The following is a 15,161-nucleotide window of genomic DNA, read 5'->3' on the forward strand; positions in this document are numbered from 1 at the left end:
CTCACCCTCGCACCAGCGTCCGACACCGCTCGGGTGGCACGCCGCAACCCGCTCGATCGACGGTGCCGATCCGTGCCCGGAGCGGAGGCGCGACCCACGGGGACGCGCGGCCAAGTACGATAGACCCTCGTGGCTCTTACTCTCGGCATCGTCGGCCTGCCCAACGTCGGCAAGTCCACCCTGTTCAACGCGCTCACGCGCAACAACGTGCTCGCAGCGAACTATCCGTTCGCGACGATCGAGCCGAACGTCGGCGTGGTCGAACTGCCCGACGCCCGGCTCGGCAAGCTCGCGGAGATCTTCGGCAGCGAGCGCATCCTGCCCGCCGCGGTGTCCTTCGTCGACATCGCCGGCATCGTCAAGGGCGCGAGCGAGGGGGAGGGCCTCGGCAACAAGTTCCTCGCGAACATCCGTGAGGCCGACGCCATCGCGCAGGTCGTCCGCGGCTTCGCCGACCCCGACGTCGTGCACGTCGACGGCGACGTGAACCCGGCGTCCGACATGGAGACCATCAACACCGAGCTCATCCTCGCCGACCTCGAGACGCTCGAGAAAGCCGTCACCCGGTTCGAGAAGGAGGTCAAGGGCAAGAAGCTCGACCCCTCCGTCCTCACGGCGGCGAAGGAGGCGCAGGACGCGCTGAACGCCGGCACCCCGCTCTCGGCGACGAAGATCGACCTCGCGCCCATCAAGGAGCTCGGTCTCCTCACGGCCAAGCCGTTCATCTACGTGTTCAACGTCGACGAGGACGTCCTCCAGGACCAGGCGAAGCTCGACGAGCTGGCCGCCCTCGTGGCACCGGCGAAGGCCGTCTTCCTCGACGCGAAGCTCGAGTCGGAGCTGGTCGACCTCGACGAGGACGACGCCCGCGAGATGCTCGAGTCGACCGGCCAGACCGAGTCCGGCCTCGACCAGCTCGCACGCATCGGCTTCGCGACGCTCGGTCTCCAGACCTACCTCACGGCGGGTCCGAAGGAGTCGCGTGCGTGGACGATCCCGCAGGGCGCCAAGGCGCCCCAGGCGGCCGGCGTCATCCACACGGACTTCGAGAAGGGCTTCATCAAGGCCGAGGTCATCTCGTTCGACGACCTCGTCGAGACCGGCTCCGTCGCCGAGGCGCGCTCCAAGGGCAAGGCCCGCATGGAGGGCAAGGACTACGTCATGCAGGACGGCGACGTCGTGGAGTTCCGCTTCAACGTCTGATGTGGCCCGTTCTCCCGCCAGATGACGGGGGAGAGGGCTTCTTGGTCCGCAGCTGCGTCCGCGAAACGGAGGACAGCCGGCCGCATGATGCTCGCCGCGGCCAGTCTCGTGCGGTCCTGGGCTGTCGGCCAGAGCGGCGAGTACCTGTTCAGTTTGGACGTCGCAGAGGAGTGCCTGAGCGTGCGCTGTGCTGTGACGATGTCGCGGCCGGCGGCGATGAGGCCTGAGGCGTAGAAGCGCCGGAGATCGTGCAGGCGGATCCCGGCGTGCCCGGCAGGCGCGATCGTCTCCCGCCACCGGTACCCCACCGCGTTCTGGTACGGTTCGGCGGTCCGTCGCGGCCGTCGCGCTTCGGGTTGATGGGGGCGTTGCGCTTGCGCAGCTACGTGTTGGCGTCGTAGCGGAGGGGGCGTGGGCGTGCCAGGTTCAGGATCCTCGTTTCGGTGGGGCGACACTCGAGCCGGCCACGGGTGAGTCGGCGGCTCTTGCGGTGGAACACGCCGAATTGATACTCGCGCGACGCGTGATACCGGAGGTGCGGAGCGATCGGTATCGGTCGAAGAGCGGACAGATTCCGCTGGGAGGGACACGCCATCCTGAGGGTGTGCGCATCGCCGGTATCCCGGTCTGAGCGCTTCATCACTGAATCAGATGGGGGAATCATGAAACTCAAGACCAAGCTGCTCTCTGTTGCCGCAGCAGTGCTGCTTCTCGGCGGCATCGGCGCCGCCGGCGCACCAGCCGCATCGGCGAGTCAGTACAACCAGTGCGGCACGAACACGTACCAGGGCACTCTGAAGGCGTGCAATGATCCTGGGGACTTCATCGGTACGAACATCAAGTACCACGTGAGCCTCTACTTCGGCGGCAACGCTGGGTACACCTCGTGTACGTTCACGTACGGTCTCAACGGTTCCTTCGACCGCTCGAAGTCGTGCCTGTCGCAGCTGAAGAACGGCGGCACCGTGACGGACTACTGGTACGACTTTGGTGTTCGCGGCAACTACACGAGTGCCAAGGTGACGGTGTGCGCCGGACCGCAGTGCGCGACAGCGCAGATCAACAGCCCGAAGGTCTAGCAGCCGGGGCGGCCCCTCTCGGGCTCACCTTCGGGTGGGCTCGGGAGGGGCTGCTTTGTGTGACGAATACACGTCCGGTGCCGACCGCTGGATGTAAGCGCGCCACTTGGTACTGCTTGCGGCGCTGGTCGCAGGGGGATCTTCCCCAGACGATCGAAGCCACGGCCGAGACGGCTCAGACTCGGCTGCACCGCCTCGGTTGGGTTACCTATGGCGATATCGCTGAGAACGGGCTCGGCGACGTGTACATCGCTGTCGATCGGCTGCAGCACGTCGACGGAATGAGCGCTCTCGGCGGCGGCTACCGCTTCCGCCGCTGTTCCGCGATCCACGTGTGATCGGCGATCGCCGCTGAGACGGCTTCGCGATACTGCGGGCCGTCTGCGCTGCGGTACAGATCCCTGCTGAAGAACCGCGACTCGGCTCGATAGGGCGCGCTGTTGTGGACACGCGTCGCTAGGTCTGACAGGACATCGTGGTCGCCCGCGAGGTAGGCGGCGACCTCGGTGTCGTTCAGTCGAATGAGTGCGGAATCGTCGATGAGGGCGCTGTAGCTGTACCTCGCGTCGAGGTAGAGCGAACCCTCCTGCTCGACGAGGAACCACATTCCCGGTTCGTGGTCGACGTAGTGCATGTCCATGCTTCGATTCTCCCGGAGGTCCGGAGTTTTGCGGTCAGGCGTCTGCAACGCGGAGCATAGCGTCACGCTTCCAGGACGAGAGTGCGCGTTCTGTCGCCTGCGTACGGGTTTCGGAGCAAGACGCGCACTCTGGGGCGCGGCGATCGGCCACAGGTGCTGGCACATCGGGTCTCCGTGGTTCAGCACCCTGGTGGTTCCGACGCCCCTGCCGCCAGCGGGGTACTGCTCCGGCGGTACGCTCGATGAGGCGCCACCCGAACGGGCGCCACGGGAGGCACCGGATGACGATCGATCTGGCGAGCATGCTGGTGGTGGCGGTGATCGTCTGCGCCGCGTGCGGGATCTTCTACGGACTCGACAGCGCGCGAACCCTCGCCGGACGCCACCTGGCAGCCTGGATGTCCGGATTCGCCACCACTCTGCTCTCGGCGGTCAGCTACCTCGCCGCCACGCTCAACGGCGACTCGGTATGGATCGTCGCCGTCGCCAACGCCGCCATGGTCGCCTCGATCGCCGCCCTGTGGGTCGGGTGCCGGCTGTTCAACGGTCGGCGCAGCTTCGTGCTGCTCGGCACCCTCTTCGTCGGGGGGACGGCGATCTCCGCCGTCCTCGACCCCACCGACGACCCGGAGTGGGCCGGCACCATCGCCCGGCTCATCTCGCTCATCATGCTGTCGCTCCTGGTCGCGTACGAGGCGCGACGGGGGCGGATGCGAACGGCGCCGGCGTCACTGGTGCTCGTCGTCGTCATGATCCTCCATGCGGTGTTCACCGCCGTGCGCCTCGCGGTCTACCTCGCGGCGGGTCCCCACTCGGAGATCTTCGAGCGGCTGTTCAGCACGCCCATCGTGACCTACATGAACCTCGTGTTCGTCGTCGCGATCGCCGTCGGCCTCGTCCTCCTGCGCTCCTGGGAGCGCAAGCAGCGCCTCTCCTCGGAGCGGGTGGGCGTCCGCGCGGTGGGGCGCCGGGCGTTCATCGCCGAGGCGACCCGACTCCGCGAGGGGCAGCAACCCGATCGTCGCCTCGCGATCCTCGTCGTGGCGATCGACGGCTACGGCGACCTCCGCCGCGCCTACGGGATGGCGACGGCGGGGGAGCTGGAGGCACTGCTCGCAGCCGCGGTCTTCCGGGAGCTGCCGGCCGGGTCCGTCTGTACGCGAGTGTGGGGCGGGACGATCCTCGTGGCCACGTCGGTCGAACCAGGGCCGACCGGCCTCTCGGGGCTCCACGACCTCGCGGCACCGATCGCCGCCGGCTACCGGGAGGCCGTGACGCAGCAGCTCGACGGTTTCGCCGGTGCTGCGAACCTCGGCGTCGCGGTGGATTCGGCCGCGCCGACGCCCGTCGAGACCCTCGTGTCGATCGCACGGACGGCCCGAGCCGACGCGGAGCGGCGAGGCGAATCGGTGCGGGTCGTCGAGTCCGCGTCGGAGACGCAGGACCGCTGACGGCGGGGACGGCTCAGCGACCCTGGCGCTTCTTGTACGGCAGCGGCTCGCCCTTGACCTTCGGCGCGCGACCCTTGCCCTTGTTCGCCTTGGCTTTGCCGCCCGGCGCAGGAGCCGACTTCGCTGCTGCTGCCGCTGAGGCGTCGAGTTGGCGACGCGCCTCGATGAGGAACGCGTAGCCGGCGTCCGTCAGCTGCGTGGATTCCACGTCGCGAGCGAACAGTTCCGCTCCGACGCTCTCCTCGAGCTTCCGGACGTCGGCGACGACGGTGCTCCGCGGCACGCCGAGCGCCTTGGCCGCCTTCGCGAAGTGGAGGGTCTCCGCGGAGGCGACGAAGGAGCGCAGCTGCTTGTGATCCATGCCCTCAGCCTACGGTCACGGCGTCAGGCTGCCGACCAGTGTCGCGTCAGCCACCCAGCTGGTCGCGTCGACGACGTCGCACGATCACCGAGGCGATACCCGCGAGCAGACCGAGGCCGAGCAGGGAGCCGGCCACGATCGCGAGCGTGGATCCCTGGAACCCGGTGTCGGGGAGCCTCGTGATGTCTCCGGCCGGAACCGCCGGCTGACCGGGGACCTGCGGGGTGCCCGGCGGGACGATGACGATCGTCGATTCGATGGAGTCGTCGGGCGCGCTGCCGTTACTCGCGGTGATGGTGACCGTGTAGGTCCCGGGCGTCGTGGGCGTACCGGTCACGCCACCGGTCACGCTGTCGAGGACGAGTCCCGGGGGCAGGGCACCCGAGGTGACCGTGTACGTCGCGTCGGGGCTGCCGGTCGAGGTGACCGTACTGTCGTAGGTCGTGCCGACGGTGCCGCCGGGGAGCGGAGCGGAGGTGATCTCCGGGCTCGTCGTGACCTCGGAGCCGCTGCCGTCGTCGCAGCCGGTCGGCCGGTTGATGACGGTGTTGATGAGCGTCACGGCGCCGGTGGACGCGAGGAGACGTCCTTCGACGACCGTGCCCGCTCCCGTGGAGATGGACGTGTCGGCGAGGATCGTGCCGACGAAGGGCGCGCCTCCGTTGAGCGTGGCGTCGCTGCCGACACGCCAGAACACGTTGCAGGCGCTCGCGCCGCCGACGAGGGTGACCGAGGAACCGATGCCGGTCTTCAGCGTGCTCGCCGCCTGGAAGACCCAGACCGACTCCGCGGTGCCGGTGAGCGTCACGTTTCCGGTGAGGGAGATCTCTCCGCCGGCGTAGACGCCGGGAGTGAGGTTGAGGTCGGTGAGCTCACCGACCTGCTGCGGGGCCGGCGTGAGGCTGGAGGCGACGCCCATCGCCTTGAGGAGGTCGTTCTTGGCCAGGGCGGCGGGCTCGTTCGTCACGTTCTGGGTGCCGTTGACGAGGCCCGGCGGGAAGCCGGTCACGGAGCTCTCCGGGCTCAGCCCGAGGTCGCCGTTGATCGTGGTCGCGCCGGTGTTGGTGACGGCCGATGCGGCGAGGACGCCGTAGTCGGCTGCCGTACCGAGGAAGATCGGGCCGTCGATCGAGGTCGCGGCGTTCGCCGGTCCGGCACCGATGGCCAGGAGTCCGACGGTCACGACTGCCGCTGCGGCGAAGAGCCGTGGGCGAGTGCGACCGGGTCTGGCACTGTGGTCAGGTGGGGAGAGTTCGAGGCGCATGAAGGCCCCTTCCGTGTGGGAGGGGCGCGAAGCCAACGAGGATGGCGACATCAACCGCAACTGTTCCCTGTGTACCACCTTCGGGGGTCGCTAGATCAGCTAGCGCTCCTGATGTAGCCAATTGTTATCTTGGTGCGATACGCTACTCCGCCGACTCGTGGCGCGAAATGAACGTTCACCGAGGCCCGGACGGAATGAGACGATTGCAACATGACTGCAACGCTCGTGGCCCAAGGCCTGGCCGGAGGACACGGCCACCGCACCCTGTTCGACGGCCTCGATCTGACGGTGGCGCCGGGCGACGTCATCGGCGTCGTCGGGATGAACGGCGCGGGGAAGTCGACGCTGCTGCAGCTCCTCGGCGGCTCCCTCGAACCGCAGGCCGGAACCATCACGCTGTCGCCGTCCGACGCCTTCGTGGGCGCGCTCCCGCAGGAACACGAGCGTGTCGTCGGTGAGAGCGTCGCCGCCTACATCGCCCGGCGGACCGGCTGCGCTGCGGCGACCGAGGCGATGGACGCGGCCGCCGCGGCGCTCGCCGAGCCCCCGCAGGCAGGCACGGACCCCGCGGACGTCTACTCCGCCGCCCTCGACCGCTGGTTGGCGAGCGGGGCGGCCGACCTCGAGGAGCGGATCCCCGCGGTCCTCGCCGACCTCGGGCTGGACCTCGACGCGGATGTGACGACCACGATGATGACGTCACTCTCGGGCGGGCAAGCCGCTCGCGTCGGACTGGCGGCGCTGCTGCTGTCGCGATTCGACATCGTCCTCCTCGACGAACCGACCAACGATCTCGACCTGGACGGCTTGGAGCGGCTCGAACGCTTCGTGCAGGGATTGCGCGGGGGTGTGGTGCTCGTCAGCCACGACCGAGAGTTCCTCGCCCGCTGCGTCACGCGCGTCCTCGAACTCGACCTCGCGCAGCAGAGCAACCGCGTCTTCGGGGGCGGATACGAGGCCTACCTCGAGGAGCGCGAGGTCGCCAGGCGGCACGCCCGCGACGCCTACGACGAGTTCGCCGACAAGAAGGCCGATCTCATCGGTCGCGCCCGAGTGCAGCGGGAGTGGTCCAGCCAGGGTGTGCGGAACGCGATGAAGAAGGCGCCCGACAACGACAAGATCCGGCGGAAGGCGTCGGCGGAGTCCTCGGAGAAGCAGGCCCAGAAGGTCCGGCAGATGGAGAGCCGCATCGCCCGACTGGACGAGGTCGAGGAACCGCGCAAGGAGTGGCAGCTGCAGTTCACGATCGGCAGCGCACCGCGTTCGAGCACGGTCGTCGCGACGCTGTCCGAGGCCGTCGTCCGGCAGGGCGACTTCCAGCTCGGCCCCCTGTCGCTCCAGGTGAACGTGGGCGATCGCATCGGCATCACCGGGCCCAACGGCGCCGGCAAGTCCACCCTGCTCGCGACGCTGCTCGGTCGTCGCGAACCCGACGCGGGCAGCGCGAGCCTCGGCTCGAGTGTGCGGATCGGCGAGATCGACCAGGCCCGCTCAATGCTCGTCGGCACGGAGCCGCTCGCCGACCGCTTCGAGGCGATCGTGCCCGACCTCAGTCCGGGAGAGGTCAGGACGCTGCTGGCGAAGTTCGGGCTGAAGGCCGACCACGTGAACCGGCCCGTCGACGAGCTGTCACCGGGGGAGCGCACCCGCGCCGGGCTCGCCGTGCTCCAGGCGACAGGGATCAACCTGCTGGTCCTGGACGAGCCGACGAACCACCTCGACCTCGCTGCGATCGAACAGCTCGAGGAGGCGCTCGAGAGCTACGACGGAACACTGCTCCTCGTCACCCACGACCGCCGCATGCTCGACACCGTCCGGATCGAGCGGCGGTGGGTCGTCGAGGCCGGCCAGGTCACGGAGCGTTAGCCCGCGGCGGTACCGCTCAGAGGCCCCGGAGGAGCGCGTCACGGAGTTCGGGTCCGATGTCCTCGGGAACGTCGACGTCGACCGCGAGCGCCTGGATCGCGCGGCTGTAGTAGTTGCGGGCGGCCGCGGCGAGCGTGATGTCGAGGATCTCCCGGTCGGAGAAACCGTGCTGGCGCAGGATCAGGCTGTCGGCGTCGGTCATCCGGTCCGAGTCGCGACCCACCCGTTCCGCGTAGGCCATCATCGCGACCTCCGCCGGGCTCAGGCCGGCGTCGCGATAGTCCGCCGCGATGCGCACGAGTTGGTCCTCCTCGAACAGCGCAAGCGATCTCCGGCCGTGAGCGAGACGGCAATGCCGTGACCGCGTCCCTCGCGCCGCGGCGAGCGTCACGAGCTCGTAGCGGCGCAGGCCGAGCGGGCGGGCGATCTCACCGATCAGCGCCTCCCACGCGGCGTAGGCCCCGGGGTTCAACGCCATCACCTTCGTGTGCGCCGCGACGAAACCCTGGTCGGCGATGTCGTCGTCGTACATCGCGGCCGTCGTCGCATCGGCATCGGCTTCGGGGATGGTGCGGAGGATCGACATGTCGGCCACCTCGTCGGAACGGGCCGCGGGCCGGGCGTCCGCGGCTACCGATCATGATGGCACTCGAGATCGGCGCTGTCAGAACCTTTTTCCGGTGGGTCTCGGCGATCACATCGGCATCACCGGCCCCGGTTGTCGCCGGGGGAGACCCGCGCCCCGACAATGAGCGAGGACCCCGCGGCGTTCGCCAGGCGGGGTCCTCGTCGTTCAGAGGGCGCGTCAGTCGCGCAGCTGCTCCTTGTAGTCGTTCTTCGCCTCGGTGGTGTCGCGCTCGGCCTCGGCCTTCTTCACGTCGGCCTCCGCCTGCTTCACCTTCGCGTCGGCCTTGGCCTCGTCGACCTTGTCGCCGATCCGGTCCTTGGCGTCTTCGACGGTCTCGCCGATCTTCCGGCCGGTCGCCTCAGCAGCGTCCTTGGCGTTGTCCAGGAATCCCATGTCAGCTCCGTCTCTGATCCCGACTCTCGGTCACCGTTCCAGCCTCGCGGGCCCGCGCCCGCGCGGCAACCACTTGTGTTCCGAGGCGTGGACGGCTAGATCATGAGACGATCCGGCGCGAGAGGGCGCCGTCGCTCAGGGGGCGGGGGCGCCACCGTCGGTCGGGGTCGCGTGCGGCAGCCAGTCCTTGAGGATGACCTCTTCCGGGTCGACCAGACGCTCCGTGTGGAGGTCGTACTCCGGGTCACGCTCGGCGAGGAACCGGGTGACGGCGTCAGCGTCCTCGTTGTCGTGTCGACGTCGTGCGCGGTCTGCCGCGTCCTGCTCGGTGCTCATGGATCCCACCGTAGCCCAGCCTCCGGCGATGGGCGCCGCCAGACATCCGGCGTCGGACACCCGGCACCGAGCGCGCGGCCGGATCCGTCCGGTCGGTCGTCGTGGGGTTCAGCGGAGGCCCGCGACGGCCCCCACCGAGGCGACGACGGCGCTCGCCGTCCGGTCCAGCTCGGCCGCGGTGACGGCGGCGGTCCAACTGAAGCGCACGGCGGTCTGCGCGACCTCTGGAGCGATGCCGATCGCGAGGAGGACCGGTGACGACTCGTCGCTGCCGGCAGCGCACGCGGAGCCGCTCGAGGAGATGACGCCGCGCCGTTCGAGTTCGAGGAGGACCGCCTCGCCGGAGGTCCCGGGGAACACGAACGACGCGATGCCCGGCAGCCGTCGTTCGGGGTGGCCCGTCAACCGAGCGCGCGGGACCTCTGTCAGGACCCTCGCGATGAACGCGTCACGCAGCCCGCTGACGCGGTCGACCGCTTCCACCCGATCACGCTCGGCGAGCTCCAGCGCCGTCGCGAGCCCGACGGCGGCGGCCACCTGTTCGGTCCCGCTCCGGCGACCGCGTTCCTGCCCGCCGCCGTGGAGGAGCGGTTCCAGCGGCAGGGAGCCGCGCACGGCGAGCAGTCCGACGCCCTTCGGAGCACCGAGCTTGTGGCCGGCGAGGCTCAGCGCGTCCACACCGAGGCGATCCAGTCCGAGCGGCAGCCATCCCGCGGCCTGCACGGCGTCGGTGTGGAACGGGACGCCTGCGGCCCTGGTGACGGCTCCGAGCGCCGACAGGTCCTGGACCGTGCCGATCTCGTTGTTGGCCGCCATCACCGAGACGAGCACCGTGTCCGGCCGGAGTGCAGCGGCGAGCTCGGCCGGGTCGACCAGGCCGGTCCCGTCCACCGGGAGGACGGTGGCCTCGACCCCGTGGAACCGCGTGAGGTATGCGACCGATTCCGCGACCGCCTCGTGCTCGATCGGCGAGGTGACGACATGGCGTCCACGATCGAGGGCCGCCAGGGTGATGCCCTTGACCGCGAGGTTGTCCGCTTCGGTGCCGCCCGAGGTGAACACCACGTCCCCAGGTCGGACGCCCAGCGCGGTCGCGACGCGTCGCCGGGCGTCCCGCAACGCCCCGGCCGCCGCCTCGCCGACGGTGTGATGGCTCGACGGGTTGCCGAAGGTGCTCGTCAGGTACGGCCACATCGCCTCGAGCACCTCCGGGCGCACCGGCGTCGTCGCGGCGTTGTCGAGGTAGAGCATCTCAGTCGACCGAGACGTCGAGCCCGAGGTCGAGGGAACGGACACTGTGGGTGAGGGCACCGGAGGAGATGACATCGACGCCGGTCTCCGCGATGGCCCGCACCGTCGTCAGCGTCACGTTCCCGCTCGCCTCCACGATGGCGCGGCCGGCGATCAGCGCGACGCCCTCGCGGAGCTGGTCGACGGTGAAGTTGTCGAGCATGATCGTGTCGACGCCCGCCGCCAGCACCGCCTCGATCTGGTCCAGGCGGTCGACCTCGACCTCGATCGTCGTCGTGTGCGGGAGCTCCTCGCGAGCCCGCAGCAACGCCTCGGTGACCGTCAGGCCGCGCTCGAGGAGGACCGCCAGGTGGTTGTCCTTGACCATGACGGCGTCGGAGAGCGAATGGCGGTGGTTGTGCCCGCCGCCCGATCGCACCGCGTGGCGCTCGAAGACGCGCAGGCCCGGGGTCGTCTTCCGGGTGTCGACGATGCGGGCGCGGGTGTCGGACACGGCTTCGACGTACGCCGCGGTGATGGTCGCGATGCCGCTCATCCGCTGGACGAAGTTCAGGGCGACGCGCTCAGCGGTCAGGACGGCACGCGCCGGACCCGACACCATGGCGATGGTGTCACCCGCAGCGAACCGTTCGCCGTCGGCGACGAGGAACGCGACCGTGATGCGTGGGTCGGTCAGTCGGAACGCCGCCTCGAACACGGCCGAACCGCTGAAGACGCCCGCCTCGCGGGCGGCCAGGGAGGCCGAGGCCGTGGCGTCCTCCGGGATGAGGGTCGCCGCCGTCAGGTCGCCCCACGGGGCGTCCTCGACGAGAGCCGCGGTGACGGTGGTGTCGATGAGATGTGGGGTCAGCATGGTGCGAGCACGGTTCCGTTCACGGATGGGTGGGTGGTGGGCTGGGGCGCGTCAGCCGGGGTCGCGAGGGTGATCGCGATCAGCGACGCCTGATCCGGATCGACACCGGGATGGTCGTCCCTGGCGTGGGCACCGCGTGACTCGGTGCGCGCGAGGGCAGCGGCGACAACGGCCCGGGCGAGCAGCAGGAGGTTGCGGTCCTCGGTAGCCGCGACCGACCGTGGCGCGGTGACGACGTCGTCGAGCTCGGTCGACCAACGGTCCAGGGTCCGGCGCGCGAGCTCGAGACCACGCGCGTCACGGACCAGCCCGGCATCCCGCCACATCACGGCGTGGAGCGCCGCGCGGCTGAAGGGCTCGACGGCGTCCGTTGGGAGTCGGAGGTCGTCATCGGCCGCAAGGGGATCGAGGACGGCCCGCTCACCACCGAGCCTCGGGCGACCGGCGATCGGACCCGGTGCCGCATCGATCGCCGCGACGGCGCGGGCCGCGAAGACGGCACCCTCGAGGAGCGAGTTGGAGGCGAGGCGGTTGGCCCCGTGGACGCCCGTGCGAGCGACTTCGCCCACGGCGAGGAGCCCGGGCAGGGTGGTCCGGCCGTCGAGGTCCGTGGCGACACCGCCCATCCAATAGTGTGCGGCCGGGGCGACGGCGACCGGTGTGCGCGACCAGTCGACGCCGGAGGCTCGGAGGTGCTCGTCGATCCCCGGGAACCGCGCGGCGAGGCGGTCCGCACCGAGCGCGGTCGCGTCGAGCGTCACCGGGGCACCGCCCTGCGCTGCCATGGCCCGGGCGATCCCTCGGGCGACGACATCGCGTGGTGCCAGCTCGGCGTCGGGGTGGAGCTCCCGCATGAAGCGTTCACCGTTGACGTCCCGGAGGACGGCCCCCTCGCCGCGGACGGCCTCGGAGACGAGGAAGCTTCCGGGTGCCGCGAGCGCGGTCGGGTGGAACTGGACGAACTCCACGTCGGCCAGCACCGCTCCAGCACGGAGTGCTGCAGCGGCGCCGTCGCCCGTCGCCACCGCCGGGTTGGTCGTGAACGGGTAGAGCTGTCCGACACCGCCGGTGGCGAGGATCACCTGGTCGGCCTCGACGGTGAACGCACCGCGCTCGGAGGACCGGAGGTGTGCACCGGTGACCGTCCCGGCGGTGACCACCAGGTCGACGAGGACGGTGTGCTCCAGCACGGTGACCCGCCGGGCCGCAAGCGTCTCGACGAGCGCCGTCTCGATCGCCGCGCCGGTCGCGTCACCGCCGGCGTGCAGCACCCGGGGGTAGGAGTGGGCCGCTTCGAGGCCCTTCGCGAAGCCGTCGCCGTCGCGGTCGAACGCCACACCGAAGGCGATGAGCTCGCGGATCCGTTCGGGCCCCTCGGTGCAGAGCACCCGGACGGCCTCCTCGTCGCACAGCCCCGCACCGGCCAGCAGCGTGTCCCGGACGTGGTCCTCGACGCGGTCGTCGTCGAACATGACCCCGGCGATCCCGCCCTGCGCATAGCGCGTGTTGCTCTGGCCGAGGACGTCCTTGGTGACGACCACCACCTCGTGCCGTTCACTCGCGTGGATCGCGGCCACGAGCCCGGCGATCCCGCTCCCGACCACGAGCACCGTCGCCATGTCAGCCGGCCTGGGTTCCGACGGCGACCGGCGGCTTCGCGGCGAGCATGCGCTCGAGCGACAGGCGGGCCGGGACGGCCACGTCGTCGGAGACGGTGATGCGGTTGAGCACCTCGCCCGCGACGAGTCCTTCGAGCACCCAGGCCAGGTAGCCGGGGTGGATGCGGTACATCGTCGAGCAGGGGCAGATCACGTCGTCGAGGCAGAAGATCGTGTGCTGCGGGTACTGCGCGGCGAGGCGCTGCACCATGTTGATCTCGGTGCCGATCGCGAACGTGGTGCCGTCCGGCGCTGCCGCGATGGCCTTCTGGATGTAGTCCGTCGATCCCGCCTCGTCGGCGGCGTCGACGACCGCCATCGGGCACTCGGGGTGCACGATGACCCGGACGCCGGGGTGCTCCGCCCGGGCGCGGTCGATCTGGTCGACGGTGAACCGCTTGTGCACCGAGCAGAAGCCGTGCCACAGGATGACCTCTGCCTGCTTGAGGTCCGTCGCCTCGTTGCCGCCGAGCGGGCGGTTCGGGTTCCACATCGGCATGTGCTCGAGTGGCACGCCCAGCTTCTTGGCGGTGTTCCGACCCAGGTGCTGATCCGGGAAGAACAGCACCCGCTGTCCGCGCTCGAAGGCCCACCGCAGGACCGTCTCCGCGTTGCTGGACGTGCAGACGATCCCGCCGTGCCGACCGCAGAAGCCCTTGAGCGCCGCCGAGGAGTTCATGTAGGTGACGGGGATGACCGGTACCCGGCCGTCGGCGTCCGGTTCGGTCCCGTAGAGCGCCTCGAGGGCCTCCCACGCCTCCTCGACCTGGTCGATGTCCGCCATGTCGGCCATCGAGCAGCCGGCGGCGAGGTTCGGGAGGATCACGGCCTGCTCGGGTCCGGACAGGAGGTCGGCCGTCTCGGCCATGAAGTGCACGCCGCAGAACACGATCGCCTCGGCCTCGGTGCGTGCCTTGGCCGCGTTCGCGAGCTGGAAGGAGTCACCGATGTAGTCGGCGTGCTGAACCACCTCGTCGCGCTGATAGAAGTGCCCGAGGATCACGACGCGGTCTCCGAGGGTCTGCTTCGCGGCCACGATGCGGCGGTGGAGTTCATCGTTGGAGGCGTCGCGATAGGCGGCCGGGAGCTGGCCCTGCCGAGGCGAACCGGTCGGGATGACGTCGCCCATCGACGCGCCAGGGCCGTAGCTCGGCGGCTGCAGGTCGAACACCCAGGGCCCGGCCGCGAGCTCGGGCGCGCAGGTCGCGCCGTCGGACGCACCCTCGGTGATCTGCTGGATGGTGTCGTCGACGGATGCGGTGATGGTCATGCTGGCTCCTCGGACTGCTGACGGGTGGTCGGGGTGGACGTCGTGGGCCTGCGGCTCGTCGACCGCCCGGGCGACGGGGTCTCCGGTCGGGTGACGGGCTGGGTCCACCGGTAGAGCCGCGCCGGGCGGTGGCGCCCACCGGTACGGAGCTCGTCGGTCTGCAGGACGAGACCGGAGGACTCGACCTGGCGTCGGAAGTTCGCGGGGTCGAGCTGCTTCTGCAACACCGCCTCGTGCACCTCCCGGAGTTCGGAGAGGGTGAAGGTCTCGCCCAGGAAGGCGTGCGCGATGTGGCTGTACTCCAGCTTGTTGCGGAGCCGCCACAGGGCGTACTCGACGATGTCGCGGTGGTCGAACGCCAACGGGGGGAGTGCGTCGGCCGGGAACCAGCGGACGTTCTGGCCGAGCCGCGTGCGCTTCGCCTCGTCGGACCCGACGAGCGCCCAGTAGACGATCGAGACGACGCGCTCGGCGGGGGAGCGGTCGAGGTCGCCGAACGCGTACAACTGCTCGAGGTAGCGCGGGCGGAGTGAGGTTGTCGTCTCCAGGGTCGACGAGGCCGCGTCCGCGAGGGACTCCGCGGCACCGAGCGGGCCGCCCGGCAGCGCCCAGAGGCCGTCGTAGGGCTCACGGATGCGCCGGACGAGCGGGAGCCAGATGCCGGGCGCCGGATCGGTCGCGCCGAACCCGTCGTCGGCTCGGAGCGTGAAGATGACGGTCGAGACCGCGAGGCCGACCTGCGGGTCCGTCTGCTCCGCGGGAGTCGTCGATCGCTGCATGGGGGATCTCCGTGTTCCGGAGCACCGGCGGCACTTCAGGTAGAAATGACCTGTACTCGATACAGGCTTAGTGTACACCTGACTCGAACAAGGTCCTGCGCCGAGGCGACCACTCGCGATATGCTGGCG

At 70.0% G+C, this 15,161-nt stretch carries 15 protein-coding genes; 4 read left to right on the forward strand and 11 right to left on the reverse strand.

Annotation, left to right across the window (positions count from 1 at the left end; all coding sequences use genetic code 11):
- Window positions 1-129: 129 nt before the first annotated feature.
- Together ychF and GV015_RS10260 are read left to right on the forward strand one after the other, a co-directional pair.
- Complete coding sequence (ychF, locus tag GV015_RS10255; RefSeq protein WP_124768990.1) at window positions 130-1,203, forward strand: redox-regulated ATPase YchF; 1,074 nt, start codon at window positions 130-132, stop codon at window positions 1,201-1,203.
- A 662-nt stretch (window positions 1,204-1,865) separates the two neighbouring features.
- Window positions 1,866-2,282, forward strand: a complete 417-nt coding sequence (locus GV015_RS10260) for a hypothetical protein (protein WP_159878204.1) — start codon at window positions 1,866-1,868, stop codon at window positions 2,280-2,282.
- 301 nt (window positions 2,283-2,583) lie between these two features.
- Here the strand turns inward: GV015_RS10260 and GV015_RS10265 are convergent, their stop codons facing one another.
- A complete protein-coding gene (locus GV015_RS10265; RefSeq protein WP_159878206.1) occupies window positions 2,584-2,922 on the reverse strand; it encodes a hypothetical protein in 339 nt (112 codons plus the stop codon).
- A gap of 281 nt (window positions 2,923-3,203) precedes the next feature.
- On the opposite strand from GV015_RS10265, the gene GV015_RS10270 reads away from it, so the two are divergent.
- On the forward strand, window positions 3,204-4,373 hold the full coding sequence (locus GV015_RS10270) for a hypothetical protein (RefSeq protein ID WP_159878208.1): 1,170 nt from the start codon (window positions 3,204-3,206) through the stop codon (window positions 4,371-4,373).
- 13 nt (window positions 4,374-4,386) lie between these two features.
- Here the strand turns inward: GV015_RS10270 and GV015_RS10275 are convergent, their stop codons facing one another.
- Window positions 4,387-4,734, reverse strand: coding sequence for a LysR family transcriptional regulator (locus GV015_RS10275; RefSeq protein WP_064296432.1), 348 nt, complete (start codon window positions 4,732-4,734; stop codon window positions 4,387-4,389).
- Between the two features lie 46 nt (window positions 4,735-4,780).
- Window positions 4,781-5,998 carry an ice-binding family protein gene (locus GV015_RS10280; RefSeq protein ID WP_159878212.1) on the reverse strand — a complete coding sequence of 406 codons (1,218 nt, stop codon included), beginning with the start codon at window positions 5,996-5,998 and terminating at the stop codon, window positions 4,781-4,783.
- A 210-nt stretch (window positions 5,999-6,208) separates the two neighbouring features.
- On the opposite strand from GV015_RS10280, the gene GV015_RS10285 reads away from it, so the two are divergent.
- A complete protein-coding gene (locus GV015_RS10285) occupies window positions 6,209-7,864 on the forward strand; it encodes an ABC-F family ATP-binding cassette domain-containing protein (protein ID WP_159878214.1) in 1,656 nt (551 codons plus the stop codon).
- A gap of 16 nt (window positions 7,865-7,880) precedes the next feature.
- Here GV015_RS10285 and GV015_RS10290 read toward each other — a convergent pair whose 3' ends face one another.
- From GV015_RS10290 to GV015_RS10325, 8 genes are all read right to left on the reverse strand, one after another.
- Entirely contained in the window at window positions 7,881-8,450 is a 570-nt protein-coding gene (locus GV015_RS10290; protein ID WP_159878216.1) for a carboxymuconolactone decarboxylase family protein, read from the reverse strand.
- A 219-nt stretch (window positions 8,451-8,669) separates the two neighbouring features.
- A complete protein-coding gene (locus tag GV015_RS10295; protein ID WP_079705518.1) occupies window positions 8,670-8,885 on the reverse strand; it encodes a hypothetical protein in 216 nt (71 codons plus the stop codon).
- A 135-nt stretch (window positions 8,886-9,020) separates the two neighbouring features.
- Entirely contained in the window at window positions 9,021-9,221 is a 201-nt protein-coding gene (locus GV015_RS10300; RefSeq protein ID WP_064296429.1) for a hypothetical protein, read from the reverse strand.
- A 108-nt stretch (window positions 9,222-9,329) separates the two neighbouring features.
- On the reverse strand, window positions 9,330-10,472 hold the full coding sequence (locus tag GV015_RS10305) for a cysteine desulfurase family protein (RefSeq protein ID WP_159878218.1): 1,143 nt from the start codon (window positions 10,470-10,472) through the stop codon (window positions 9,330-9,332).
- 1 nt (window position 10,473) lies between these two features.
- Complete coding sequence (nadC, locus tag GV015_RS10310) at window positions 10,474-11,325, reverse strand: carboxylating nicotinate-nucleotide diphosphorylase (protein WP_159878220.1); 852 nt, start codon at window positions 11,323-11,325, stop codon at window positions 10,474-10,476.
- Window positions 11,319-12,944, reverse strand: a complete 1,626-nt coding sequence (gene nadB, locus GV015_RS10315) for an L-aspartate oxidase (RefSeq protein WP_159878222.1) — start codon at window positions 12,942-12,944, stop codon at window positions 11,319-11,321. Before nadB ends, nadC begins: the two co-directional genes overlap by 7 nt.
- Before the next feature lies 1 nt (window position 12,945).
- Window positions 12,946-14,253 carry a quinolinate synthase NadA gene (gene nadA, locus GV015_RS10320; protein ID WP_159878224.1) on the reverse strand — a complete coding sequence of 436 codons (1,308 nt, stop codon included), beginning with the start codon at window positions 14,251-14,253 and terminating at the stop codon, window positions 12,946-12,948.
- Entirely contained in the window at window positions 14,250-15,032 is a 783-nt protein-coding gene (locus tag GV015_RS10325) for an NrtR DNA-binding winged helix domain-containing protein (protein ID WP_159878226.1), read from the reverse strand. Before GV015_RS10325 ends, nadA begins: the two co-directional genes overlap by 4 nt.
- Between the last annotated feature and the right edge of the window lie 129 nt (window positions 15,033-15,161).

It is taken from the genome of Plantibacter sp. T3 (assembly GCF_902506515.1).
Lineage (GTDB): Bacteria > Actinomycetota > Actinomycetes > Actinomycetales > Microbacteriaceae > Plantibacter > Plantibacter auratus.

What these genes read in the sequence shown, in the direction of transcription:
- GV015_RS10260 (WP_159878204.1), top strand. Translation starts at nt 1,866, where the DNA reads ATGAAACTCAAGACCAAGCTGCTCTCTGTTGCCGCAGCAGTGCTGCTT.
- GV015_RS10265 (WP_159878206.1), bottom strand. Translation starts at nt 2,922, where the DNA reads ATGGACATGCACTACGTCGACCACGAACCGGGAATGTGGTTCCTCGTC.
- GV015_RS10270 (WP_159878208.1), top strand. Translation starts at nt 3,204, where the DNA reads ATGACGATCGATCTGGCGAGCATGCTGGTGGTGGCGGTGATCGTCTGC.
- GV015_RS10275 (WP_064296432.1), bottom strand. Translation starts at nt 4,734, where the DNA reads ATGGATCACAAGCAGCTGCGCTCCTTCGTCGCCTCCGCGGAGACCCTC.
- GV015_RS10280 (WP_159878212.1), bottom strand. Translation starts at nt 5,998, where the DNA reads ATGCGCCTCGAACTCTCCCCACCTGACCACAGTGCCAGACCCGGTCGC.
- GV015_RS10285 (WP_159878214.1), top strand. Translation starts at nt 6,209, where the DNA reads ATGACTGCAACGCTCGTGGCCCAAGGCCTGGCCGGAGGACACGGCCAC.
- GV015_RS10290 (WP_159878216.1), bottom strand. Translation starts at nt 8,450, where the DNA reads ATGTCGATCCTCCGCACCATCCCCGAAGCCGATGCCGATGCGACGACG.
- GV015_RS10295 (WP_079705518.1), bottom strand. Translation starts at nt 8,885, where the DNA reads ATGGGATTCCTGGACAACGCCAAGGACGCTGCTGAGGCGACCGGCCGG.
- GV015_RS10300 (WP_064296429.1), bottom strand. Translation starts at nt 9,221, where the DNA reads ATGAGCACCGAGCAGGACGCGGCAGACCGCGCACGACGTCGACACGAC.
- GV015_RS10305 (WP_159878218.1), bottom strand. Translation starts at nt 10,472, where the DNA reads ATGCTCTACCTCGACAACGCCGCGACGACGCCGGTGCGCCCGGAGGTG.
- nadC (WP_159878220.1), bottom strand. Translation starts at nt 11,325, where the DNA reads ATGCTGACCCCACATCTCATCGACACCACCGTCACCGCGGCTCTCGTC.
- nadB (WP_159878222.1), bottom strand. Translation starts at nt 12,944, where the DNA reads ATGGCGACGGTGCTCGTGGTCGGGAGCGGGATCGCCGGGCTCGTGGCC.
- nadA (WP_159878224.1), bottom strand. Translation starts at nt 14,253, where the DNA reads ATGACCATCACCGCATCCGTCGACGACACCATCCAGCAGATCACCGAG.
- GV015_RS10325 (WP_159878226.1), bottom strand. Translation starts at nt 15,032, where the DNA reads ATGCAGCGATCGACGACTCCCGCGGAGCAGACGGACCCGCAGGTCGGC.